Origin of the sequence: Paraferrimonas sp. SM1919 (assembly GCF_010993985.1) — a bacterium.
In the GTDB taxonomy this organism is placed as follows: Bacteria; Pseudomonadota; Gammaproteobacteria; order Enterobacterales; family Shewanellaceae; genus SM1919.
On sequence record NZ_WINH01000002.1, the window covers coordinates 128,463 to 154,560 of the forward strand.

At 41.7% G+C, this 26,098-nt stretch carries 13 protein-coding genes and 3 tRNA genes; 13 read left to right on the forward strand and 3 right to left on the reverse strand.

Annotation, left to right across the window (positions count from 1 at the left end):
• Positions 1–61 precede the first annotated feature (61 nt).
• Both GFB48_RS01725 and GFB48_RS01730 read right to left on the reverse strand, forming a co-directional pair.
• On the reverse strand, positions 62–2,254 hold the full coding sequence (locus tag GFB48_RS01725; RefSeq protein ID WP_163930523.1) for a BNR-4 repeat-containing protein: 2,193 nt from the start codon (positions 2,252–2,254) through the stop codon (positions 62–64).
• 125 nt (positions 2,255–2,379) lie between these two features.
• A complete protein-coding gene (locus GFB48_RS01730; RefSeq protein ID WP_163930525.1) occupies positions 2,380–5,454 on the reverse strand; it encodes a hypothetical protein in 3,075 nt (1,024 codons plus the stop codon).
• Between the two features lie 537 nt (positions 5,455–5,991).
• Between GFB48_RS01730 and GFB48_RS01735 the strand changes: the two genes are divergently transcribed.
• The 5 genes from GFB48_RS01735 (at position 5,992) to GFB48_RS01755 (ending at position 19,596) form a co-directional block, all read left to right on the forward strand.
• Positions 5,992–8,985 carry a hypothetical protein gene (locus tag GFB48_RS01735; RefSeq protein WP_163930527.1) on the forward strand — a complete coding sequence of 998 codons (2,994 nt, stop codon included), beginning with the start codon at positions 5,992–5,994 and terminating at the stop codon, positions 8,983–8,985.
• A 17-nt stretch (positions 8,986–9,002) separates the two neighbouring features.
• On the forward strand, positions 9,003–12,314 hold the full coding sequence (locus tag GFB48_RS01740) for a TonB-dependent receptor (RefSeq protein WP_163930529.1): 3,312 nt from the start codon (positions 9,003–9,005) through the stop codon (positions 12,312–12,314).
• Between the two features lie 193 nt (positions 12,315–12,507).
• Complete coding sequence (locus GFB48_RS01745; RefSeq protein ID WP_163930531.1) at positions 12,508–15,684, forward strand: hypothetical protein; 3,177 nt, start codon at positions 12,508–12,510, stop codon at positions 15,682–15,684.
• A gap of 60 nt (positions 15,685–15,744) precedes the next feature.
• The gene (locus GFB48_RS01750) at positions 15,745–18,432 is read left to right on the forward strand and encodes a DUF4962 domain-containing protein (RefSeq protein WP_163930533.1); all 2,688 of its coding nucleotides are present in this window, start codon (positions 15,745–15,747) and stop codon (positions 18,430–18,432) included.
• A gap of 273 nt (positions 18,433–18,705) precedes the next feature.
• Positions 18,706–19,596 carry a DUF6268 family outer membrane beta-barrel protein gene (locus GFB48_RS01755; protein ID WP_163930535.1) on the forward strand — a complete coding sequence of 297 codons (891 nt, stop codon included), beginning with the start codon at positions 18,706–18,708 and terminating at the stop codon, positions 19,594–19,596.
• A 47-nt stretch (positions 19,597–19,643) separates the two neighbouring features.
• On the opposite strand, the gene GFB48_RS01760 is transcribed toward GFB48_RS01755, so the two are convergent.
• Complete coding sequence (locus tag GFB48_RS01760) at positions 19,644–20,201, reverse strand: chalcone isomerase family protein (protein WP_163930537.1); 558 nt, start codon at positions 20,199–20,201, stop codon at positions 19,644–19,646.
• Between the two features lie 118 nt (positions 20,202–20,319).
• Here GFB48_RS01760 and GFB48_RS01765 point away from each other — a divergent pair, with 118 nt between their 5' ends.
• The 8 genes from GFB48_RS01765 to GFB48_RS01800 all read left to right on the forward strand — a co-directional run bounded on the left by GFB48_RS01765 (position 20,320) and on the right by GFB48_RS01800 (position 26,081).
• Entirely contained in the window at positions 20,320–20,766 is a 447-nt protein-coding gene (locus GFB48_RS01765; RefSeq protein WP_163930539.1) for a DUF3010 family protein, read from the forward strand.
• Between the two features lie 62 nt (positions 20,767–20,828).
• Positions 20,829–21,317, forward strand: a complete 489-nt coding sequence (locus GFB48_RS01770) for a M48 family metallopeptidase (RefSeq protein ID WP_163930700.1) — start codon at positions 20,829–20,831, stop codon at positions 21,315–21,317.
• A 37-nt stretch (positions 21,318–21,354) separates the two neighbouring features.
• The gene (locus tag GFB48_RS01775; protein ID WP_163930541.1) at positions 21,355–22,338 is read left to right on the forward strand and encodes a glycoside hydrolase family 5 protein; all 984 of its coding nucleotides are present in this window, start codon (positions 21,355–21,357) and stop codon (positions 22,336–22,338) included.
• A gap of 157 nt (positions 22,339–22,495) precedes the next feature.
• The gene (gene alaS, locus GFB48_RS01780; protein WP_205597662.1) at positions 22,496–25,114 is read left to right on the forward strand and encodes an alanine--tRNA ligase; all 2,619 of its coding nucleotides are present in this window, start codon (positions 22,496–22,498) and stop codon (positions 25,112–25,114) included.
• Positions 25,115–25,371: 257 nt separating this feature from the next.
• Positions 25,372–25,569 (forward strand): carbon storage regulator CsrA, encoded by a 198-nt coding sequence (gene csrA, locus GFB48_RS01785; protein ID WP_163930545.1) that lies wholly within the window; start codon positions 25,372–25,374, stop codon positions 25,567–25,569.
• A 156-nt stretch (positions 25,570–25,725) separates the two neighbouring features.
• Positions 25,726–25,818 (forward strand) — tRNA-Ser (locus GFB48_RS01790).
• A gap of 21 nt (positions 25,819–25,839) precedes the next feature.
• Positions 25,840–25,916 (forward strand) — tRNA-Arg (locus GFB48_RS01795).
• A gap of 88 nt (positions 25,917–26,004) precedes the next feature.
• A tRNA-Arg gene (locus GFB48_RS01800) sits at positions 26,005–26,081 on the forward strand.
• Positions 26,082–26,098: the final 17 nt, after the last annotated feature.

Here is a 26,098-nt window from a genome sequence, read left to right on the forward strand (position 1 = left end):
TAAGGCCTAATGCCCCAACGAATTAATGCAGATTAAGTCGTTAGGGCATCATCTAATAGGCTTAATTATGGGTGAACAATTTGATGCTTCGTGAATTAAGCAGCAGATCTTTTTGTGCGTCTAAGTTAATGGCTTTAATCGGAGACTTATCGTGACCATAAGTATGTAAACGATTAAAGCTTAGGCCGTTATCATTGGAGCTATATAAATAAGAATACGTCGATGTGGCACGTGTATGTATTTGAATTTGATTATTAGTATAACTTAACGGTGGTCTTTCATGATTGCCGACATTGGTATTAACATCCGTTTGAAACCACTGGCTTCCGGTCCAAGTTGCTATGCGTAGCTGATAATCAGGGCTATCGCGGTGAAAGCTAGGATCAATGTTGAAAGGATAACTTATCACAGGTGTGCCTTTAGCATTTAGGGTGATCTGTGGTGTTTGTATTTCTACTGTTGTATCTCCCCAAGGCTTTCTAAATGGATAGAAATGGTCACTGTTATTGCCATCCACAGAAATAGGTAAGGCTACCGCAGTTTCATCTGCTTTGTGGAAGGTTTTGGTTTCATTGTTAAACTTGACATAAGTGCCACGCTGGAAGGTATTGTCACCAGAGTGAAGTTGAGACCAAGCCGTTACGATATGGACATTGTTATTTTTATCGGCAAACAGTTTTGACATGTATGCATTTTTATTCGGTGTGGACTTTAAGAGATATTCAGTCCACTTTTTAGTCTTAAAGTCATAGTGATAGAAGTCTTGTTTTTCACCTGTTTGGCTACCGGCGATGGTGCCATCTTTAAGTCTTAGCGATGTCCTTCGAGCAATAAATACCACGTCACCATTTGATAGTGATGCCGCTTCTGGGTAAGAATATAAGCGTAAATTTAAATTTGTACTTGGATGCTGGTTAATAAAGCCATAATAAGTGGCGTTGTTATCTTCTGGTGTGGGCAGGTTACTCCAATCATCATAACTTGGATCGTAACTTGCGAACGTCTCTTGGTTACTTAAATTGTCAAATGATTCAATGCTCTCAGGAGTGGTAGAACGGTAATAACGCATTTGATGGTTATGCATACCGATCCATGCATGAATATAACCATCACCATCAACCGCAATCGCTGCACCGTTATGTGAAGCATCACCGTTGCCAATAGTTAGGAATCTTTGATTGCTGTACTGTATTGAATTATCTGCAAGGTTGATTTTAGCAAGGCGACCATTGTTATCATCATTGATAGCGGCATCAGCATACAGAACATAAGCAAAGTTATTGTATACAGCGACATCCGTTCTACCTAAAGAACTGTCAGTATAGCGAACGGTATTAATGTTGACGTCGGAGTGATTTACCAGTGCTGATGGTACAGTGATCACTGCGCTAGTATTTAGTCCAAGATAATTGGCACTAATAATCGTTTTTCCAACTTGATTAGCTGTGATGTTTGCTTGCTGATCGACTGCAACAATATGGTCATTAAATGAATCAATTGATACCTCAGTAGTAATATCAATAGTTGAAGCGTCACTGTATGTAGCAATAACTTGAGCTGTTGTAGATTGGCCAATAGTAAGCTCATTTTGGTCAAGTGATAACTCAATTTTAGCCAAAGTAGGTGCGCTTGGGATTATCACCTGAATGGTCACAGCAGAGCTGGTCACGCCATCTTTAGTTGCGGTAATTGAAGTACTGCCAGTGCTTAACGCTGTTACTATCCCTTCTGCATCAATTGAGGCTACATTAGCAACTGAACTGTTCCAAATGACATCGCTATCTAAATCTACTTGAGAATTATCCGAAAAGTGGCCAATGGCTTGTAGTGAAATAGTCTGGTCAATATAAATTTGATATGGAGCGGGAGTCGAGCTTGCTAGGCTAATGGTATCGAGTACAACTTCATCTGAGGCAATAGTGACGATAAAAGCGGCACTGGTTTTACCTTCAAAGCTGGCGGTGACTTCAACAGCACCAGACATGAGTGCAGTTAGCATTCCATTGCTATCAATAGAGGCTAATGAAGCATCACTGACTTGCCATTGAGCATTACTCGTTTGATCTTTAAATGAACCATCTGAATAATCCGCCCTCAAGCTCAGTTGTATTTGTTGACTAACTTCAAGGGTATTACTTAACGCTGTGACCTTAACCGCTGTTAGGGTAAGGTCGGTAGAAGTTTGTGAGTCGTTATCTGAGCCACCACAGGCGGTCAAAATAAACAATATAAATATAATAATAGAGTGCTTCATTACATAACTCATTCTTGGTAATTATTTAGAAAAAGGGTACTAACATAAAAACGACCCATAACTGGTTGTCTAAAAAGGGTAGAGAATAATTAGGTGCCAGAGGCTGGCACCTAATATCAACAGGTTTACTCAGGAGTGGCCATAACTGGCATTTGTGGTTTAAACCAAAATACCGGCTTCCCTTGGGAATCTAGCTTTGTGATGGCATCTGGAGTCTGAGGACTTGAAGGCAATTCAAAGTCTTCGGCGCCAGTATGATGCATCTTGCTGTACTCATTTAGAGGCTGCAAACCCAATTCAATCTCTAAAGCATCAGAAATACCATCGGCATCACTGTCTACTCGAGCTGTGAGTAAGCAAGGCATACCACCAGTAATCGGGTAGGTTTCAGACGCGGCTAAATCTAATTTAGGACACAAAGCACGTTTTTGACCGTTGGTCATACCGGTACCTGTGGTGTCAACGGCATCAAGTAATGCCATATCACCTTGTACATAATTAATCGCATCAGCCCATGAGTTAGCATAACCAATATTTGCCTCGATAATGTGGCCAATCAAGAAAACTTGGCCATCGCGAGTTAGTGCGTGAGCATAGTCTAGATTGAGATCTTTTGGCGTTTCAAGATAGATAAACTGTTGACCAGAAGCGTTGGCCGCAGTCACTGAATCTAACCATAGTGAGCCCCAACTGCCAGCTTTGTTACGGTTACCAACGATTTCACCTTTAGCAGAGATCCAAGCACCACCATTATAAATAGGTGACCAGAATACCTCCATGCCATCTTCTGCGAAGCCTTTAGATTCTGCATTCTCTGGGGGTCTATTAGATTGGCCATCACGTAGCAACATACCATTATCAAGCTGCACCGAGATACCACGAGATTGGTTATATGCTGAACGGTAAATGGATAATGCTTTAGTACCAACAGGTTGAATCGTTGCAATATTAGCACCTTTACTTCCCCAAGAGGTCATGGTGCCATCTGCTTTAATCGCTGCTCCTGCTTCCTGGCCACCACGAATTACAATATGACCACCAGCACTTCGAGGCTGGGCTTTGTTACCAGCGGTAACAATTGAGCCATCATCGAGTAACGCGAGTGCACCATTGGTCATATCAATATCAACATGGATAACTTTACGGTCGGCAGGAATATCAAGGACGGAAGCGTCACCCCATTGATAGAGGTTACCCTCAGAAGTTATAGCGGCAAAACTATCCTTAACACCACCATAAGCATTATGGTTAGCGTATAGCTTGATCACATTTTCCATAGCAACAGGGGCAACAGGAGCAACCAAATCGGTGACCACCGTACCATCAGTATAGAGTGCAGCATAATTGGCAGTGTTCAGCGAAACTTGGGCAACGGTTGCTTGCGCTTTCGTTGGAATTGCAGTGGTGCCGCTGTTGAATACCACGGTGGCACTGCCATCTTTATGGTAAGCAACATAACCAGGAATGGTTTTGAAGGTCTCGATTTTTTGTACGTTAGTCAGCGCTGCAGAATCAGCCTCAAAGTCACCAAAACTCTTAACCGTGCCATCTTCAAAAAGAATGACGGGTTCAAATTGAGTTGCGGCTAAAGCAATGGCTTTTTTACCGTCTTTATATGGACTAATTCTTATTGCGCTTGGGCCGTCTTTTCGATAAACCGTTACCGAACCATCTTCATGTAAAGCGCCAAAAGCACTCGCCGCATAAGTTGATGCAATGTCACCTACAGCTGCATTCTGCGGTTTAACTGTGATACTGCGACTTTCAGTTTCAGTGCCAGCCGTCACATCAACACAGTAGCTTAGTTCTTGCTCTAAATTAGCTAGGGTTACACCTAAAGAAACTGAATCTGCACTACCATAATCCAAAGTATCACAGTTACTCCAACTATAGCTTACCGCACTGCCATCTTGGACGACGACTTCAGGCTTAACGACAACGGTTGAATCCATTAGAGCATTTGCTCCAGTGTACACCTCAGGGACAAATACCGCTAAGTTGTTGGTAAAGGCATATACAGAGGTCTGGAAAGACGTTTTCGCACCACGAGGGTCCATGACTTGATATTCTAAGATGAATTTTTGCGATGAAACGATGTCATTAAAGCTAATTTGCAGTTCAGCATTATCGCTGCTGTTGCTTAGATTGATGAGATCGGCATTACCTTCAATTAGATTCCAACTGTGGACAAGTAATGGGATCTCCGGAGCATTGAGATCTGTGGTTACAGGAGAAATGGTAAGAGTGTCTTGTAACGTAGCAGTTTGACCAAAACCGGCAGTTAGATCTTGGCTAACAATATCTAAGTTTTCAACTTCAGGAGCAAAGTTTTCACCCAACACCGTTAATGTCGTCGTTGCCGATCCGGTTTCACCTAAGTCATCACTAACAACAACCTTATACTCATCAACAGAAGGGGTATCTTGTGTTGCTAAAATGAGACTTGAGGCTGATTCCGCTTCGATAAGGGTGCCATTTTTGTACCATTGATAAGTCAGATTGTTGCTATCGAATGAATTGCCGACAACGATAGCTTCAAAAGTATGACCATTACCTACCTCAATGGTACTTGCTTCTAGGGAAACGCTGCCATCGACTTGTTTAATCACAAAATCAAAGTTATGAACGGCAATATCACCTCGGTCATCCACAACCGTTGCAAAAATCGTTGTCGGGGTGTCCTGTTCAACTAGGCGTGCAGTAAAATTAATACTCGCAGTAAAAATTTCTGGATCAGAGGTTTTGATCGTACTACCACTATTTGCAATATAAATGTTGCCCCTAGTATCCAGTGGATTTCCATTTTGATCATAGTGAACATTTATTGCATCAAACTCAGCATTATATTCAGGGTCAATCCTTTGGCCATCGCCGGCAATGATGAAACCATTTTGATCGGTCCAAAATACACGTCGAATTTTAGTGTCGGTTATCGCTGGACAGTTATTCGGTGTTGAAGAGCAGTCAATACCATCAGCAGAATATCCAGCGACGGTGGCATCTTTATCTGAGTAAGTCACAGCAAAAATTTGTGACGTGTTTTCGTTAATCCCATTTGATAACTCACCGCTTGAGGGAGAGTGGCTATCAATGGTTGGAGCATTATTCGCCTCGAGTGGCTTATAGTCTTCGCCAGCTTGATCACCACCGCAAGCTGACAAGAATAATGCTAATGCTGAAACTAAATAGCACTTTTTCATTGTTATTCCTTTATATAACTATTTGATTAATGCTTAGTTCTTACTTCTACATATGTGGCAATTAAAAAATATATATAAAAAAAATATTAAATAATACTTTATTGTGGTTGTGTTTTATTAAAAGTTTACTATTGAACTTTTTTTGTTGTTTTGTGTCGCTGCTTTTTTTGGTTGTTTGGCTATAAGTGTTGATAGTATTGGCTTTTATTGGTTTTGTATTTTTTTGTTTGGTTTTAATATTTGTTTCAAATTAAGGAAGTGAACCATATATGAAATTAAATAATAGATAATTAAGCTCAAATTAATGGTTTTATCGTTTTTAGTTGACACTTTTTACAATGATTTACAATGTAAGTGTTTGATTAAATTGGTTTTTGTTTGGTTGTTGGTTATTTGGTTAGTGTGTTTGATTTAATGCTTGTAGTTATGATAGAAAAAAATAGCTTATGTTCTATTGTGGCAGATTGATAATAAGTATTAGTTATAAATATTTAAAAATTATAACTATAAATTAAACTATTATATAGGTTTAACAATATGAAAGGAAAGTTACTCATTACTGTTCTAGCAGTAACGATTAGTGGCTGTGGAGACGGTGGTTTCGAATCAAGAATGCCTGATGAATCGCAAAACTTATCTCCAGCAATCAATTTTTATAATCCTGCTTTTTCTGTGGAGAAGGTAGATCCAAGATTTGAGCAAACTGAAAATGGACAAGTAACCTATCAAGAACATCAATATGCGAGTACATTCAGCATTCAAGAGGGGTTGTTAGCCGGTGATGTTGGTGCGTTGACCATTAACTCTGAAGTCATCGATCCAGATGGTCGAATTGATTCATATCGATGGATTTGGGACAAAGGCGATGGTGTAGAAGAAGTTCTAAGTACCTCTGCTAACTTAATTTTCTCAGCAGAATATGTGCCTACTGACGAAACTAGGAATTATCGTCTAGAAGTTACCGATAATGAAGGTGATAGTTGGTCCGAAAGCTTTAATGTCACCATCTTAGATACACCAGCAATTATTGATGTAACTAAAGATGCCGTTGAAGCCTTAGCCAATGAAAAAATCCAACTCGCTGTTGAAGTCGATGGATTTGATGCACCGCCAAGTGAAATTCAATACAGCTGGTCACAAACCAATGCTGAAAATTTGATTAAAAATCCAAGTGCTAATGATCTCGCCTCATTCAGTTTTGTCGCTCCAGATACCACTAATGATCAGGGAATTCAAATTACTTTGACCATTACCACTGGTACTGACTCGGTCAACAAAGTATTCGATATTTTGACTTATGATAGCGCTGAATTCCGCTTTAAATTACCTCAAGAGCAAGTTATTGCATTAGGTAAAAACGGGGCTGAAAATACCATTACCGCAAGTGTCAATAATGCCATTGCGGCTGGTACTTGGTCTTGGCAGCCTGCGGTGGAAAACGATCCAGATGCGATAGCTTTATTGGCGACAGCCAGTTCGACCGATTTAAGCTCAATTAATTTTGATCTTAGTGCAAAAGATGGCTCAGTTGATGCCCTGCTTGATAAAAGTATCGAACTTAAACTTGTTAATGGTGCAGAAGAGCGCCTAACAACGGTGAAAGTGGGTCGTGTTGCAACCGCTGCAATTTTCAGTGCCAGTGGCAGCATAAATGCAGCACTAAGAGAAGATGGTACCGTCGTCGCTTGGAGTAATAGCAGCACTTGGGAAATTGATAAATTAGCTGAAGGTCCGAATAAGAATGTGGTTGATGTCACCATCAGTCGAGGTGCGGTGGCTGCGCTTCATATGGACGGCACTGTCACTACGGTAGGAAGTAGCTCTGAAGGTGGCGTGACCAACGGCGACTTAATTGAAGGCTCTGTCACCAATCCTGATCTGACCAATATTGTTAAAGTATTTACCCATCATGAAGGCCGCGCTTTTGCTGCTTTGAAAGCAAATGGAACGGTAGTGACTTGGGGACGCGTTGAATATGGTGGCGACAGTTCTGATGTGACCGCAAGGATCACCGATACTAGCAATCCAGTAATGCAGATTGTGCCAGCACATCATGGTTTTATCGCTATTCATAAAGATAAAACCATTACCGCATGGGGAGCCAAGTGGGGGGCTACATTTAATGGTAACCCAGTCACGCAATTTGACAAAGATGGCGATCCTGTTGAATGGATTGCTGACGTCCCTCAAGAGTTACAAGACCCAACATTACCAGGTGTGATTGATGTGTCATCTTCAATTTCATGGGATGATTTACATATCATGCGCTACATTGCCTTAAGGGAAGACGGTAGCTTTGTTCACTGGGGAACGGGGGCTCGAGATGCCAATAAGCCAGCATTAAAAGCGACCAACATTACCAACAGCGAAGGTCGTAAAGTTGCTTCAGTTTTTCCGATGGCAAAAGGTCACGTGTTAGTCACAGATGATGAGTTTGGCAGACAGAAACTCTTGGTTGCTAACAATTTCCGCTCTTTCAATATTAGTTCATCTAAGAATGATATTGTTGATGTATTGCCATCTAATACTTGGGATTTCACCGGCGCAATTTTGACTCAAGACGGTAAGAACTACTTTGCTGGTCAAGCATCTTCAGCGGGCTCTCCAACTGACCCTAGTTTTGATGCTAACCAAATTGTCATTGATGATGATGTCGATTTGAATTTCACCGCTGCGGAACAAGATGGCTTCGTCCAAACAATGTGGTATGGCGGTCGTTGGGGCTCTGCATTAGGGATTAACGGCAATCTCCACATTTGGGGTAAGTTTGATAATATCACCGGTCAGCTTAATGATGTCGTATTCTCGACCGCTGAATATGGTTTTCCTGTCCATGCTGATTTGGGTATGTATGGTGGTTTGTTCTTAACCTCAAAAGGGAAGGTTATATCCCGAACAGGTAAAGACATTCAGGGCATGATGGCAACTAAATACCCAAGTGCTGCGACAGATGAAAATGCGAAAACCGTTGCGCAAATGGTCAATGGTGATGTTCCTATTATCTCTATCTCTCAAGGCTATCGCTCATGGCTGGCTTTGCGCGCCGATGGTGGTGTGGTCTTCAATGACCAAGAGATTGCTAATGAGGAGATTAGCCCATCTTTAGGCTGGAATGGTAATCCTGAAGGTAATGAAACGTCACAGAAGGGGGCCTTTAATATCCTGGTTTCCCAATTCTATGTTCAGTATGACGATATTGATACTGATAATGACGGTCTTACTAACTTCCAAGAGCGTAATAGCTGTAAGCCAGGTAATTATACTTTTACATACGGTAAACCTTGTTTGAGTGCTGGTCGAAGTGACACCGATGGTGATGGTATCAGTGATATGGTCGAGCAAAATACCGCAGGTTTAGAAGCAAGAGCGGTTAAAAGCAATATGTCATTGCATTTCCAATCTTCTAGAAACTTTGTCGGCTTACGTCCAGACAGGCTTAATGGTGTTGCATTATTTGACCGTATGTTAATGCCGGAAGTTGATGAAAATTCAATAGCTTACCCATACTCATGGATTGAGCCTACAGAATAAAAATAAGGATAGAGTAGATGCTTAAAGTTAAAAGTTATCTAGCAGCTTGTATTTCTCTTGGTGTAATCGGCAATGCCTATGCAGAAATTGAGAAAATTACTGTTACCGCGACAAAACGAGCTCAGGCCGAACAAGAAGTGCCTATTTCAATATCGGTAGTTACCGATGAACAAATTGAACGTTTAGGTTTAACCGATGCGTTTGATTTAACAAAAATGGTTCCAGGTTTTAATGCAAACCAAGCTCAAACCGATGGTGAATCTGAAATCAGGATCCGTGGTATTGGTTCTAATCAATCTAACGTTGGTATTGAGCCTTCCACCTCAGTAATGATTGATGGTGAAACTCTGGCTAAAACCGATGCGGTCTATTCATCATTGGTGGATGTAGCGCGAGTTGAAATCTTAAGGGGGCCTCAGGGAACCTTATTAGGGAAAAACTCAGCTTCAGGTGTTGTGCACATTATTACTAAAAGACCTGATTCTGAAAATTATAAAGGTTATATAAAAGCCGATTTTGACTCCCAGGGTCAAAAAATGCTGCGCTTCGGCCATACCGGGCCAATAAATGAAGACTTCGCTTATCGCTTCAATCTAATGGGAGCGGAAAATGATGGCTATATTGAAAACCTGCAACCAGAGAATGGTAAAAATGGACGTTGGAATCAGCGTTTTGGTGTGGGCGGTCAGCTCCAGTGGTTTGTTGATGATAATTCAGATCTACTATTGAGGCTAACTAAGCAAACCAAGACTTCTAATGGTTCGCCACCGATCGCTTTGCCAGGTGATGGTACTCAATCCCAGCCTTGGTGGGATGAGCGCTATCAACAGCACCAGCAGAAATCCGATGGTAATATCGAATATATGCGCCACATGTTTGGTGGATTAGACTCATATATGCAACTTAAAGGCGCTGCATTTGATGTCGATAATTACAAGCAAAATGAATATGGTCAGCGTCTGAGGTTATATCGCACAGGCGAAGCAAGAGATGGGGTAGCAGATTCATACAGTCGTAAAGCTTACAATGAAACCATGAAGGACAACGTTGCTGCAGCCTTTGATGGTTCATTAGAATCAAACATTGATACTTTTGGGGTTAATTTAGAGTACACCCGTTCAATGGGTGAGTATGAATTGGTTGCTTTAGCTGCGTACCGCGATTGGCAATCGGAAGGTAACAAAGATTACGATAACTCTCCTTTTGCTACCGGTACTGATCAATATTACTCATTAGTACAAACGACGACTAAACAATTTGATTTAAGAGTTGTTTCACCTGAGTTTGATAACTATGACTATGTTGCAGGGGCGTTCTATTACCATAACTTAAACGATCAAGAAGCTCGTTTAAATATGTGTACCAACAACTTAGAAAGGGTTGGCGGCAAGGCCTTTTACCATGACTCAAAGTATGCAAATGAATACGAGATGTATAACGAAGAGTTTGGTACAAACATAGACAGTCTCGATGATGTGCCTTTATGGACACCTGGTATTGATAATAACTTTACCGTGACCGATTGTGCTCATACTCATGAATCGAATAATACCGCGATGAATGCAGGGACTCAGCCAATTTGGAACCACAGAAATTGGTTTGCTAATCCACTGGTAAATGAAAATGTTGCCGTGGCATTAGACCAAGCTTCAGCTCCTGATGTGCTTTATTTTGATCCGACTAGCCCGTCTACGGAGTTTATCGGCAAAGATTTCTATGCTGCTCGAGAAACTAAGTATCAGGTAGAAAGTGAAAATATGGCGCTGTATGGTCAATTTAACTTTCATCCTACGGAAGACTTAACTTTCTACTTTGGTGGTCGATTACTGAAAGACTCAACCAATATGTACACTAAGTCTGCGGGTAATTCTTATCTAGGAAACCTACAAAATGGTGAACAGCTCAATTCTAAGGTGTTCTCTGATTGGTATCTAGAACAACATTTGGCTTATCAAAACTCTATCAAGGAGAACCCTGATCTTCCGGATAATCTCAGACCGGGGTTTGAAATCCAAGGTGAGCTGTACGATTATGATTCGCGCTATATTGCTCCAGAGGGAGGCTCCAAAGCAAGTAGTGCTGATACCATGACGGGTTTCCACTTAGATTCTCTGTATGTGATTGATGGACGCAATATTGATGTGTTTGATCCCTTGCTGCCGCAAGGCAATCCAAATGCCAGTGTTAATCGAGAAGAATGGCAAAGGTATTTAGAGCAATTTAAGCAGCCACAAACCATGGACGGGGTTCATGTGTCGCAGCATTTAATGGATCGAGGGGTTGAATATATCTCTCCGACGTTAAGCGATACCCATTTCATGTACAAAACTGGTTTAACTTGGGATTTTGCCGAAAATAAGATGCTTTATGTCGCTTATTCAACTGGTTATAAAGGTTATGCATGGGGAGCATCAGGTTCTATTGCCCCTTATGAAGTATTCAATACACCAGAAAAGAATATTGCTAATGGCGTCATCCGTGAAGCACTTTATGCTTTACCTGAAAAGTCAAAAGCATCTGAAATCGGTATTAAAACAATGTTATTCGAAAACCATGTTTTGTTTAACTTTAACCTGTTCCATACTGATTTTGAAAACTTCCAGGAAATGACCCGCTTCCCAGATCCTGATTCTAGTACGGGCTTAACGGGCAGTCGCTTATTCAACATTCCAAGCGTTATTTCCCGTGGTGCCGAGCTGCAATGGGCTGTCTCAGTTATGGATAACTTCGAAATAGCAGGTTCAGCAGCTTATGTTGATGCCTTCTATAACTCTGAAGTGTATACCGGTTGTTCTGATTCTCGTGGTCAAGAGGCGATGCGTGATTGGTATCAGACCTTATCTGGGGGTGGCCTAAGCCTTGAACAAGCAATGGAAAAGAGTGGTTGTCATCATTTAGACCTCAATAATGATGGTTTATACGATCTTGATGGTAATGGTAGAGCCCTGAATGCTGTACCGTTGAAAGGCCGTCAAATGCGTGGTACACCAAAGTGGCAGTACAATATCTCTGCTCGTTATGACACTAGCTTTGGCAATCACTATCGACTCAATCTAAATAGTTTCTGGCGCTGGCAAGATGAAGTTCAATATGACCTTAAGCAGAGCCCGGATACCTTACATCCTAGTTACGGTATTTTAGATTTGGGAGCTTCTATTCGCCATACGAAGCAACGCTGGAGCGCTAGCTTAAGGATTAAAAACGTCCTTGATACCTTGTATTTCAGCAACTTAAGAACTCAGAATGCATCTTGGATGCCTGGTGTTAATGGTTCATTACCTTATGACCATGAACGCATGTATTCAGTGCAACTAAATTATGAGTTTTAAATAGTAAAAGAGTTTCAGCTCAGCTGAAACTCTTTATTACTGCTTAGGAAAAATGGTGAAGTAGATAGTTTTAGAATTTATTTTGGTCAGTTAAACAGAGTTTTATTTTCTATTTTATGACCAAAGATAGCTTTATCTGCTTGATACGCATTTATGCGTTTAAATCACTAATAGAATAAAAAGTAGAGATGCAATGAAAAAGAATATTTTGACCCTAGCGCTTCTTACTAGTTTAGCTGCTTGTTCTCATGATGACGATTCGCAGCCAATTACAGATAATGAAATTAAATTTGTAAGAGCACCAATAATTAAAGTCTCAGATACACCTATTGAAGTTAATGAGAATACAGACTTAGTATTAACAGCAGGTATGTCACCTGATTATGATTTCTTTATTACTCAAACCGATGCTAATTTAGCTTCTATCGCTTGGTATGTTGATGGTCAAGAAATTGCCAATCAAGATTCACAAGTGACCTTAGCAACGGGCAGTGTCCTTGAGGATGAACAACGAGCAATTTCCTTAGTGGTGGTTGATGTCGATGGTAATTCAAGTGAGCTTGAGCTTACTTATACCGTTAAAAATGTGGAAGCTGAGCTTGGGCTGGTGGATGCTCTAGGCCAATCACTGGCAACGGATATTGAATTAATGGAAGGCGCATCTTTATCAATTGATGCTATCACCAGCTATTTCGATATCGCCGATAATAGTGAATTGAATTTCACTTGGCAGCAAACTTCGGCATTATTTGATGAAACTTTGTTAGCCGCAGCCACGGGATCATTGGCATTAACTGCGCCAGTTATTGACAGTGCTTTTGAAAGCACTACCTTATCTGTAACAGTGGCGGATATCCACGGCCATGACTCAGTAAGCCAAGAGTTCAATGTCACGGTTGTTAGTGATAATGCTAATATTGTGAGCTTGGAAGACTTTGATGTATTGGATAATACGGAAGTGGTGATTGCTCCAACGGTATTGAGCAAACACTTTGCTGAAGGTGGACTCACTTACACTTGGGAAGTGGTTGCAGGTAATTTCACTTTGACCGCCGAGCAAGCCAGTGCTCAGCAACAGGTTATCACTACTCCTCAAGGCTCAGATACAATCGTATTGCAATTAACCGTCACGGACACTAATGGCAAATCGGCTTCAGATAAATCGGTCATTACCGTTACTGAGCAAAACCAAGCGCCTGTTATTGAATCAATCTCAGCACCAGCAGCAGACCTCGTTAAGGTAGATGGTGATTTAGACAATGATGTTGTTCTTAGAGCGGTAACTTCAGATGCTAACGGTGATGCACTTACTCATACTTGGGCGTTAGCATTTGGTGATGCTTCAGTCGTTCAGGTTAATCAAGTCGAAGAAGAACTTACGCTGACTTTTGATTCTGCGGCGATATTTAAGTCTCAGGACTTTGTATTTAGATATACCGTTGATGATGGCCGAGGAAAAAGTGCAACTGAAGATGTCGTTGTTAGTGTGGTTGCCTCTAATTTAATCGTCCGTACTCCTAGTCTGCTTGATGGCAAAGATGGGGCACTTGTCGATAACGTTGACTTTGTCATCGATTCCAAAGTTTCACAAGTTGTCCCCCAAGGTACGATTAGTTACTCTTGGAAAGATGCCAATGGGGTTGAAGTTGGCACTGATGCCACATACCCACTGCCTATTACGTTGGCCAATGTTGACACTGACTATGAATTTGAGTTAACCGTCAGTGATGGCGTTGATACCATTGTAAAAAATGTTACTGTAAACCCTCAACGTGCAGCGGTAGGTGCGGTAGTGACCACTCACTCTTTGGGTCTGAGCGGTGCGCTGCATGAAGATGGTTCGGTTACAGTCTGGCAAGAGGGCATGTCCACGGCAGAACGTTATGCGCCCTATGGCGCAGAAACATCTCCGGTGATTTCATTAAACGCAACTAGCAGTCAAATTGTTGCGCTTAAGGAAGACGGCACAGTGAAAGCATGGGGCTCATTCTCCGATGAAGCCGCAACTTTAGTTAATGTTCAGAAGATACAAACCTTTGAATCAATTGAAGGTTTTGTTGCATACCACAAAGATGGCAGCGCAACTATTGTGGCTTATAAGGGGGATAATATCCCTGATAATGGCGCCAATATACTTGCCCTTACTCCTGCAGCGTCTACTTATTTTGCTGAAGTCCGTTTAACTAGACAAGGTTATGCTGCATTGCAATCGGATGGGGTAGTCGATAGCTGGCATGCCGGAGTCATCACTAATGAGACTGGTGTTAAGGCTCTGTATAGCTCATTAAGTCAGTGGAGCAGTATGCGTCAGGGGTTCATTGCTCTTAAAGAAGATGGCACTACAGTATCTTGGGGGGTTGATGCTCACACATATACACTGACCACTACCAGTGCTAACCCTGCAATTCATGTCGACCTTGTTAATGTTGGGGCTGTGGCGCTACTGGCAGATGGTACCATTAGTGGTGTTGGCTCTGTAGCGACGCCTGCGGCGGGTAAGCATTTAGTTTTACAAGGGAACCATGCTTCAGCTGTGGCGATTAAAGAGGATGGTACTCTCTCATCTTGGGGTAACGCCAACGGTGGTGGTATTGCAACCTATGATAAAACCACAGGTGTTCAAGGTGAGGGGCAAATTGCTTTAACCTTATTTGAGAACGAAGGCACTCAGTCTGAAGCTTCGGCGGCATTATTCTCTGGTGGGGTGGTGATCCGTCAAGGGCGTGGTCACAGTCGTGCTTACTGGAATAATAATTTCTATAAAGGGGTTTACAAAGGGGCTATCCTGCTTCCTAAGAGTGGTGAACTGGTAAATGATAAGTACCAAGTCGGTGAGGCACAAGGCGGTCCTTGGGTTATCCCAGCTGAGTTAACGGCAAAGCAGGTCACTGATATTCAGGTTGGCAAGCAGACTTCAGGAGCCCTTAGTGCTGCAGTAGGCTTGACCCGTGATGGTATTGCTTTCCATATCGCTACCGATGTCACGGCAATACCAGCGAGTTGGACTGATGCTCAAAACTATGTGCAGGGCTCCGATATGGCACTTCTTGATGATGTTGATACGTCTCGTTCAGGAATGACCAATGGCGACAAACGTGCTTTATGCCCTGCTTTAGATATTGCAGCGGGCGACACGTATGCTATCACAGGTGGCATCCCATGTTTGTTAACTGGCAAAGCCGATAGTGATGGTGATGGCTTAACTGATGCGTATGAACTAAATGTAGCGGGCTCACAGCCGTTCAACGAGTACTCTAATATGCATAAGTTAGATGACAGTTTTACTTTGCCAACTGAAGCACAAGCACCAGATGGCATGCGTTTAACGATTGATGGTAAACCTGCTTATTGGGTGCGTCCAAGCAATTAGTCTAGGGCAACGATAAAAGCAGCGGCATTTGATGTCGCTGCTTTTTTTATGAGGTAAAAAATGAATCTATATAAAACCCCAAGTATTTTTCTGATTCTATTGTGCAGTTTACCTGTTTCGGGGCTGCAGTATTCTAAAGAGGAACTCTCATGGTTAAAAAATAAGGCGAACGTCTCACAGCTATCTGAATCAGAACTACAAATAAATAAAGAAGTGCTAATTGAAGAGAAATCGACTTTAGCTTTTCCTGTTGGGCATAAGGTCCAATTAAAGTCTCCCACACTCAGGTATTTTGATCCTCACCGAGGAAAGGCTAGTAAGGATCACTACTTTAGACTTAGTAAAAGTCCAGACTTTAGTTCGGCTATCGAGTCAGGTCCATTAAAGTGGGCCATGTTTAATCCACATCAAGCTCTTAGGCAAGGTAAATGGTACTGGCAATACGGCCACAGTAGCCCACAATCAGCAACAATACACTGGCTTGAGGTCTATGATTTTACCATAGATGGCAATGAATATGATTTTGTCGCGCCAGCTTTCTCTCAGTGGAAAGGTAAATTATCGAATTTGAGACCTAGATATCTTATCGATGACTTTGATCTTAAGTCTCATATCAACAAAATAGATTATAACTACCGCACATTCTTACGCAAAAATGTTAATTTAGATCCCTTGCCAGAAAACATCTATTTTGATGATGAAGTTGAGTTGGCCAAGCGTAAGAACAATTTAACAGAGCGCCAATTTAGTTTGTATTTAGGTAAAAAAAGCAAAGAAAAGTTTTCTAAGATTGCGACCAATTACGTTAATATTTTGAAAGCCTATATTATGACAGGCGATCAAGCCTATGCCGCTCACGCTTTACAACAATTGCAAGATATTATGGTGGGCATGAATAAAGCTAAAAAAGCCGGTATTACCAATGACTTTTTTAGTGGCAGCTATTACTTTTTATTAGCCCAAGCATATGACACCTTGTATCACTATTTAAAGCCGCCAGCTAGGCGCTTTTTAGAAGGGATGTTGGTGAAAAACCAGCAACAAGAGTTTCAGCACATGCTGGGCAGCTCAGAATATCAAGTTGGTAGTAGTCATTTTTGGCAACATCACTTCAGGAATTTCTTTGCCACCGCTTTGATTTTGTATGGGGAAGTAGAAGAAGCTGAACAATGGCTGCAATATAGTTATCAATTGATGATACAAGGTTGGCCGGCAAATACCCGTAACTATGATGGTGGCTGGGTACCTGGCAATACTTATTTTGGTGCGAACACTGATACATTATTTTTGATGCCAGCTTGGTTAACTAAGTTAACCGGCTATGATTTTTTCAAACTGCCTTGGTATCGCAACCTAGGTAAATATCTCGTTACAACAAGCCCTGTTAAACACCATGCAAACGGTCCTTATGGAGATGCGGGTAATATGCGAAGCGGCAACGCAATGCGGCCATTGGCCAAAGCTTTGCAGTGGTTGATTGACGATCCATACTACCAGTTGTTACACAGTTCAGTATGGGCGGGAATTAATAATAAACCGTTATCTGCTCAATATGAGGCTCGTAAGCAGCTGGATTGGTTTGTTTTGCCCTATTTACAAAAACAAAGTGCAAGGTTTAATCAACAGCAGTTACAGTGGCCTAAGTCAGCGTTGTTTGAAGATACAGGTGTGGTGGTGATGCACTCTAATTTAGCTGATCCTAGTAACAATACTATGGTTTCAATGAAATCCAGCCCTTATGGGGATATTGGCCATGCTCAAGCAAGTCAAAATGCATTTAATCTGAGTCTTAATGGTAAGCCTTTATTTTATAGAACGGGCTATTATACCAGCTGGGCCGATCCCCATAGTTTAGCCGATTATGTTCACTCTCGGGCACATAATACAATCTTAGTGGATGGTAAAGGTCAAGCTATGTCTTCAAGCGGCTATGGTTGGCAGGCAAGGTATTTGGATGGTGAAAAAATTAGCTATGCCTTAGGGGATGCTTCTAATGCATACAATGGTCAGATGCTGGCACAAGCTTATCGTAATGAAATGGAGAAAATAGGCTTAAGTACGGCAGGTTTTGATAAGCCTTCAGCGGTAACCCGGTTCCGTCGCCATCTTGTATTTTTACCCCCCCATACCTTGATTATATACGATGAGCTTGAAGCTAAAGAGCCAGTGCAATGGTCTTTGTTATTGAATGCCCCTGAGGGGGAAATGACTGCTGCAGATAACAGTATTATTCTGAAAACTCCAGAGGGAGCCGCCGTTGCCTATAACTTTAGTAGTCATTCTGCCGATGTGAAGGTCCATAATAACTGGGTAAATCCACCGACAGATTGGAAAGGTAATTTAACTAAGTATTGGCGCGGACAGCATAGTAGGATCAACACCCCTCCAGCTCAGTGGCACGGAAGTTTTAATTCCGAAAAAGTAACAGCGAATCGGTTCTTAACAGTCATCAATATCAACGAGCAACTGTCGCAGCTTATTCCGATCCAGCTATTATCTCCTGCCCAAGATATTGAAATTCGAATAGCAGATTGGCAACTGAAAGCAGGTATGGACACCACTGAGCCGGCGTTTTTAAGCATTACCCATGTGAACGAAAAGACAGGCCTGAGTTATCACCAAGCTGATAGTGAGTTTACACTTAGTCCAACAAACTTTAGTGCTCCTAAGGGAAGTACTATCTTAGTTGAAGATGGGCAGGCGCGATATGCAGTGGACAGTTTACCTAATTTAGTAAGGTATCAATAAATCGTTAACTTCAACATAATTGTGCATGAACCTATTTTAGTTCGTCTACTATAGGTTCTTTGTTGTTTGATAGCGCCGAATTGTCGACAAGTAATGCAATGAGTGGAATTACGGGTCATCAGTTAGGGGGGCCAACTTAATTCAAGAGGCATTAACTGCAATCAATGACTATGATATTTAGTGTTGGTCGTTTTTTATGCATTCGGTTGTCGGCAATGATCCATCTATCAAGTCTTGCAGTAATAATGACAAATCAATCCGAGGGAGTCAGGGATGAACCTACTTAAATTAGTGATTTTGGTAACACTTACCACATTGCCAGCAATAGCAGAGGAAAAGAAATCGGGCCGTCCAAGTTGGTCTTATCCCGCAGTAACAGTCTCAGGCTATTCAGTAATGAATGCAGACAGTGAACTGGCAGCTGGTGATTCGATAAAGCGTGATAGTTATGGGCTCAGTTTAAATTACCGGCAGCCGATCAGTCGTCATTGGTTCACATCGCTGTCTGCTCGATATGACATATTAAATTTTGATTTCAGCTCAGATACTTTATTTAGAAATAACATTGCCCGGTTTGAAGACGTAAAACGTTACGGCGGTTCTTTGACATTAGGTTATCGAAGTGATGATAGCTGGATGTATATGTTGTCACCGAGTTTTCAATATGCATACTCACAGCAAGCGAATGCGGCAGATGCCAGTAGTTGGGGGGTGGTGGCGATGGCATTTAAAACCTTTAAATCGGGTAATGCATTTGGCTTGGGTCTGGCCTACTTAAATGATATTAATGATGTTCGAGTGATGCCTTATCCGGTAATCACTTGGCAGATCAACGATGAGTGGAAGCTAACAAATCCCTTTGAAGCAGGCTTTACTGGTCGTGCGGGATTAGAGATTGGGTACAGTGGCATTCAGAATTGGCAATTTGGCTTTGGTTCTGCCTACAGAGTGGAACGTTTTTTGGCTGATCAAGCTAAAAATACAATAGAAGTATCAGAAGTGGTTAACTTCCTTCGTGGTAGCTATTTCTTTAGTAAAGAAACTTCAGTCAGTGCATACTTGGGATATAAAGTCGCGAGTGAATTAGAACTAAATGATTCGGGTATCACTGAGCAGTTAGATCCCCATGGTGCAGGCGCTGTTTCATTTAACTACAAATTTTAGTTAAAAAAGGTTGGAATTTTCTCCAACCTTTTTCTTTCTGGCTTGAGTTACTGGCCTAGCATCGCTTCTTTTAGGCTTTCTTGAGCTGGCTCATCACCTAACCATATTTTAAGCACTGCTTGACGAAAATCTTCACCTTCAATGGTTGCTAATTCCTTGCCATTTTTAAGTGAAGTAATGCCTACACCTGGTTTAGAGATAAAGGTAAACTGGTCACCCTCAACAATCTCTTCGCTAAATAAACCAAGGAATTGCTCTACTTGAGTGTTAATGCTGCTGTAATCGCCAGCCATCGCATTTTCGAAACCTTCGATCACGGCATTGCTCATTTTCTCTGAGGTGATCATGCCTGAAACAATATTTAAGCGAATGGCACTGAGTTGTTGACCTGCTATAACAGCCTGGGCACTATCAGTTTTTTGTGCTGTATATAGACTGCCCACATAGAGATCAATCCATAATTTTTCACGAATCCCAGCACCATTTAGTGCAAGAGACTGGTTTTCAATGGTAATATTATCTTTTAGCTCAACATCAGATACAGTTATAGCATGGCTAAAGTGTGAAGTTAGAGCTAAAGTCATTAATGTGATTAATCGAATCATTTTCTACTGCCTATAGTATATTTGTCTATTGAAGTATAGTTTGGGCGGCACAATATGCTGTTCGGAATGATTGTTCAAGCAATTATTGGTCGGATCAGTTGTTATAACGAGGATAATTATGAGAGTTTGTGGCGTCGATATTGTCGGCAGTGAAGCTATTATTTGTTTATTAACCTATGAAGGAGATACCTTCAATATTCCAGATTGCCGCACTCGCGTTTTTCCGGTATCTAAAAGTCAGTATACTGGCACAATCCGTAAATTCCATAAGAATTTCAGTAAGCTAATGGAAGATTATAAAGTGGATGAAGTGGTTTTTATTGAGCGCCATCAAAAAGGCAAGCATGCAGGCAGTGCTGCAAGTTTTAAAATTGAAACCGCGATTCAGCTATCTGATGTGCCAGTATTCTCAATTACCACCAGTCAGATTAAAGAGCAATTAAAAAGAAATCCTGTCAATGCTGATTTTGAAAGTATGGGATTGAAAAGATTACAAAAGGGTGCTTTTGAAGCGGCCTATGCTTACCAGAACCAAAAAATATATGGTGTGCCTGAGAGCGAGTAGTACTCTATTGGTAATAAAGGCCTCAGCATAGCTGAGGCTTTTTTTTAGAATAAAGAGCGATGATGGATATTCGAGAATTTCTACAAGGTTACCCTGCTGATGTCGTTGATAAAGTAGTAAGTTTGCATAAGCTCGGTAAGTTAAAGCAAGCGGTATTAGCTCGTTATCAAGAACCTGCTTTAACCACTAATAATGAGCTTTATCAACAAGCTATGGATTATAAAAACCGTTATTTGAAGAAATCAGGGGCAATTGCTAAGGTGCTATTTGACGACAAAATATCGTTGCAACATCAGGCCTTAGGTTTACATACTTATGCCAGTAGAAATCATGGTGGCAAGCTGAAAGCGAAAAATGAAATACGGATTAGCAGTAGTTTGAAACAAGTACCTAGATCATTATTAATGGCAGTGTTAGTCCATGAGTTGGCGCACTTAAAAGAAAAACAGCATGATAAGGCGTTTTATCGATTATGCCAGCATATGATGCCAGATTACTTGCAGCGTGAATTTGACTTAAGATTGTTGTTGATTGCGATGCAATCGAGTTGAGTTATCGGTTACAGGATTAGCATCAAAAGGGAGCAAGATGAAAATAAAATTTCTAATTACAAGTTCATTATTAATGCTACTTTTGAGTGCTATTTACTCATGGTTCAGCAGAACGGCAGTTGAACAATTTGGCCAACTGAGCATCTCCGATGGTAAATTAGTCACAGCAGACGCGGAGGTGGTACAACTGGTTGGGCCAAGTTTCTTCTGGAGTAACACGGGTTGGTCTGGTGCTGACTTTTACACTGCAGAAACGGTGGCGTATTTTAGCAATCAATGGAAAATTAACGTGATTCGAGCGGCCATTGGAGTCGAGCACTATGGTGGCTATAAAGCACTTCCCGAAGATAACTTTAGCCGTTTACAAGCTGTGGTTGATGCCGCAATTGAGCAAGGTATCTATGTAATAATTGATTGGCACTCCCATCACGCACATCTGGAACCAGAACTTGCTGTTGATTTTTTTCAAAAGGTTGCCCGTCTCTATGGCGACAAGCCTAACGTGTTGTATGAAATCTATAATGAGCCTTTAGATGACGCATCATGGCAGCGGGATGTAAAACCTTATGCCGAGCAAGTCATAGCGGCGATACGACAGATCGATCCTGATAATATCATCATAGTGGGCAGCCCAACTTGGTCACAGGATGTTGACCAGGTTGCTCAAGCACCGATCACCAGCGCAGATAATATCGCTTATAGTTTACACTTTTATGCTGCGAGTCATGGTGAACCGTTACGCCAAAAAGCCAAACTAGCCATTAATGCTGGGCTGGCGTTATTTATTACCGAATGGGGAACTATCGATGCCAGTGGTGACGGTGAGATCGACTATGATAGTACAGAGCAGTGGCTAGCATTTATCGATGAACATCAACTATCTCATTGTGGTTGGTCGATATCCAATAAATTAGAAGCAGCTTCATTTTTTAAGCCAGAGGTTAACCCTCAACAGCCTTTAGATAGCAAAATGCTTACTAAAAATGGTAGATATTTTAAGTCGATCTTGGATGGCAAATAAAAAACTTGTATGGATGATACTTTGCCCCTAGTCGTTCACAGTACTCTAGCTTATAATGCCAGCATTTATTTTTACTAAACTCAGTCTAAATAAGTAGTAACTGCATTTACTAACTTATTTAGATTGAATAATCGCTCAGGATGACTTCATGCAGCATATGACTACTGCCGAATTAAGAAATGCATTTTTTGATTTCTTCGCGCAAAACGGCCACCAAGTAGTGAGCTCTAGCTCGCTGGTACCTCATAATGACCCAACTCTGCTATTTACAAACGCAGGGATGAACCAATTTAAAGACTTGTTTCTAGGTCTGGAAACCCGCGACTACAGCCGTGCCGTGAGTTCACAACGTTGCGTTCGTGCTGGTGGTAAGCATAATGATTTAGATAACGTAGGTTACACGGCTCGTCACCATACTTTCTTTGAAATGTTAGGTAACTTCAGCTTTGGTGACTATTTCAAGCGCGATGCGATTAAGTATGCTTGGAAATTCCTAACCGAAGTGTTGCAATTGCCAACTGAAAAGTTACTGGTTACTGTTTACGAAACCGATGATGAAGCTTACAACATCTGGAAAGATGAGATGGGCCTTCCTGAAGAAAAGATCATCCGTATTGGTGATAAGTCTCCTGAAAAGAAATTTGAATCAGATAACTTTTGGGCGATGGGTGATACCGGTCCTTGTGGTCCATGTTCTGAAATTTTCTACGATCACGGCGAGCACATTTGGGGTGGCGTACCTGGCAGCCCAGAAGAAGATGGCGACCGTTTCATCGAGATTTGGAACCTAGTATTTATGCAATTTAACCGTCAAGCCGACGGTGAAATGCTACCGCTACCTAAACCATCGGTAGATACCGGTATGGGTCTTGAGCGTATCTCTGCGATTTTACAGGGCGTTCACTCAAACTATGAAATCGATGTTTTCCAAGCACTGATCAAACAAACCGCAGAGCTATTAGGTGTAACGGATCTTGAGAATAAATCTTTACGTGTCATTGCCGATCACATTCGTTCATGTGCCTTCTTAATTGCTGATGGCGCGATGCCATCGAATGAAAGCCGTGGTTATGTAGTGCGCCGTATTATTCGTCGTGCGGTACGTCATGGTTACAAGCTTGGTGCCAAAGATACTTTCTTCTATAAGCTAGTAGCTAAACTGATTGAAGTGATGTCAGATGTGGCGGGTGAGTTAAAAGCGAAACAAGAAATTGTTGAACGTGCCCTAAAAGCCGAAGAAGAGCAATTTGCTCGCACCTTAAGCCGTGGTATGGATTTATTGGCTGACGCACTAACCAACCTTGAGGGTAAAGAGTTGGATGGCGAAACCGTATTTAAACTTTACGATACCTATGGTTTCCCTGCGGATTTAACGGCTGATGTATGTCGTGAGCGTGATATTGAGATTGACCAAGCTGGCTTTGAAGCCGCAATGGCAGAGCAAAAGAAACGTGCTCAAGAGGCGTCAAACTTTGGTACCGATTACAACCAAGCCCTGAAGATTGTAGAAGAATCAGAGTTTACTGGTTACAACAAACTGCAAGATGAAGCTAAAGTTGTTGCTATTTATGCCCAAGGCGAATCCGTTGAGTCTTTAGCCGCTGATACCGATGCCGTTATCGTACTTAGCCACACGCCATTTTATGGCGAATCTGGTGGTCAAGCCGGCGACCTTGGTGTGCTGCAAGCCGCAGCCGCAGAGTTTGTGGTAATGGACACCCAAAAATACGACAAAGCCATTGGCCATATTGGTAAGCTAAGCGCTGGTTCGATTAAAGTGGGTGATACCCTGGCGGCTGTTGTGGATAGCGACAACCGCATTGAATCAGGTCTAAACCACTCGGTTACTCACTTATTGCATGCCGCTCTGCGTCAGGTTCTTGGTGAACACGTTACTCAAAAAGGTTCTCTAGTTAAAGCTGACTACCTTCGTTTTGACTTCTCACACTTTGAAGGTGTGACTCACGCACAACTAGTCGAAGTGGAAGCCCTAGTAAACAGTCAAATTCGTGCCAACCACGAAGTATTAACGGCTGAGATGTCACTTGAACAAGCTAAAGAAAAAGGTGCCATGGCACTGTTTGGTGAAAAGTACGAAGGTACTGTGCGAGTTGTGACCATGGGCGACTTCTCAATTGAGCTTTGCGGTGGTACCCACGTTAAGCGTACCGGTGATATTGGTCTATTTAGTATTATTTCTGAAGGTGGTATTGCTGCAGGTGTGCGTCGTATTGAGGCGGTAACAGGTCGTAAGGCTCTAAACCATATTCATGCTCAGCAAAGTCAGTTAGGTCAAATTGCAAGCCTACTGAAATCTGACGTTGCTAGCTCTACTGACAAATTGCAAGCAGCTCTAGATAAAACTAAAGCGCTTGAAAAAGAATTAAGCCAACTTAAAGACAAGTTAAACGCAGCTGCCAGCGCAGATATGGCCGGTTCCGCAATTGAAATCAATGGTGCGAAAGTCTTGATAAAATTACTGGACAGTGCGGATCCTAAATCTTTACGAGGAATGGTCGACGAGTTGAAACAAAAGCTAGGTTCAGGTGTCGTAGTACTGGGTACTGCCAATGGTGACAAAGTAAGTTTAATTGCTGGTGTTACTAAAGATCTGACCGCTAAGGTTAAAGCTGGCCCACTTATTGGTGAGATCGCTCAAATTGTTGGTGGTAAAGGTGGTGGTCGCCCTGATATGGCTCAAGCAGGTGGTAATGATGCCAGTCAGTTAGCGGCAGCTTTAGATAAAGCCAATGAACTGGTTACTGCTCAACTCTAAAAACATTGAGACTATGGCTTTTGTGATAGGAATCTAATATCCTACTACAGAAGCCAAGACTTAATTAAATGCAAATAAAGTGTTGCCTTGGTGTTGCAGTAAGTTGTGATATTGAACTCTAAATTATTATTTTTTTAGCTAAAATTAAGTATTGTGCAATTAATATTGTGTTTTTGTACTAAGCTAGTCTTATAATAGAGTGAATTAAAATTCGATGCATTTAATGAATATAACATTAGTAATAGAGGAGCTAACTAATGCTAATTTTGACTCGCCGCGTAGGTGAAACCCTAATGATAGGTGATGAAGTAACAGTTACAGTTTTGGGTGTTAAAGGTAATCAAGTAAGAATTGGTGTAAATGCACCCAAAGAAGTTTCAGTGCATCGTGAAGAAATATACCAAAGGATCCAATCAGAGAAGAGTGGTAATACCTCACCAGATGGTAATTTCTAAATAAAAAACCAGCATTAGCTGGTTTTTTTATGCCCGAATTTACAATTTCATACCTTAAAAATGTTAGCTTTGATTAAAAGCTGTTCGCTTGATTGTGTTTTTCTAAAAATGGTTTGACTTATCCATTCAAAAAGGCAAAATAGCCTCTGTTGAAACGGTGAGGTGGCCGAGTGGCTGAAGGCGCTCCCCTGCTAAGGGAGTATAGGGTTTGTAGCCCTATCGAGGGTTCGAATCCCTCCCTCACCGCCATTTCGACAACAACTTTAGAATGCGTCCGTAGCTCAGCTGGATAGAGTACCTGGCTACGAACCAGGCGGTCGGAGGTTCGAATCCTCCCGGACGCGCCATTAACTTATCTAGTTAACTTTCACCATGGATGATGAATGAAACTGCCCTTAAGGCAGTTTTTTTATTTTTCTTTGTCAAAAATCTGTTGCGTCCGTAGCTCAGCTGGATAGAGTACCTGGCTACGAACCAGGCGGTCGGAGGTTCGAATCCTCCCGGACGCGCCATTCAACTTGAATGGTGA

Coding starts and splice junctions, on each gene's coding strand:
- GFB48_RS01725 (WP_163930523.1), bottom strand. CDS start 2,254: ATGAAGCACTCTATTATTATATTTATATTGTTTATTTTGACCGCCTGT.
- GFB48_RS01730 (WP_163930525.1), bottom strand. CDS start 5,454: ATGAAAAAGTGCTATTTAGTTTCAGCATTAGCATTATTCTTGTCAGCT.
- GFB48_RS01735 (WP_163930527.1), top strand. CDS start 5,992: ATGAAAGGAAAGTTACTCATTACTGTTCTAGCAGTAACGATTAGTGGC.
- GFB48_RS01740 (WP_163930529.1), top strand. CDS start 9,003: ATGCTTAAAGTTAAAAGTTATCTAGCAGCTTGTATTTCTCTTGGTGTA.
- GFB48_RS01745 (WP_163930531.1), top strand. CDS start 12,508: ATGAAAAAGAATATTTTGACCCTAGCGCTTCTTACTAGTTTAGCTGCT.
- GFB48_RS01750 (WP_163930533.1), top strand. CDS start 15,745: ATGAATCTATATAAAACCCCAAGTATTTTTCTGATTCTATTGTGCAGT.
- GFB48_RS01755 (WP_163930535.1), top strand. CDS start 18,706: ATGAACCTACTTAAATTAGTGATTTTGGTAACACTTACCACATTGCCA.
- GFB48_RS01760 (WP_163930537.1), bottom strand. CDS start 20,201: ATGATTCGATTAATCACATTAATGACTTTAGCTCTAACTTCACACTTT.
- GFB48_RS01765 (WP_163930539.1), top strand. CDS start 20,320: ATGAGAGTTTGTGGCGTCGATATTGTCGGCAGTGAAGCTATTATTTGT.
- GFB48_RS01770 (WP_163930700.1), top strand. CDS start 20,829: ATGGATATTCGAGAATTTCTACAAGGTTACCCTGCTGATGTCGTTGAT.
- GFB48_RS01775 (WP_163930541.1), top strand. CDS start 21,355: ATGAAAATAAAATTTCTAATTACAAGTTCATTATTAATGCTACTTTTG.
- alaS (WP_205597662.1), top strand. CDS start 22,496: ATGACTACTGCCGAATTAAGAAATGCATTTTTTGATTTCTTCGCGCAA.
- csrA (WP_163930545.1), top strand. CDS start 25,372: ATGCTAATTTTGACTCGCCGCGTAGGTGAAACCCTAATGATAGGTGAT.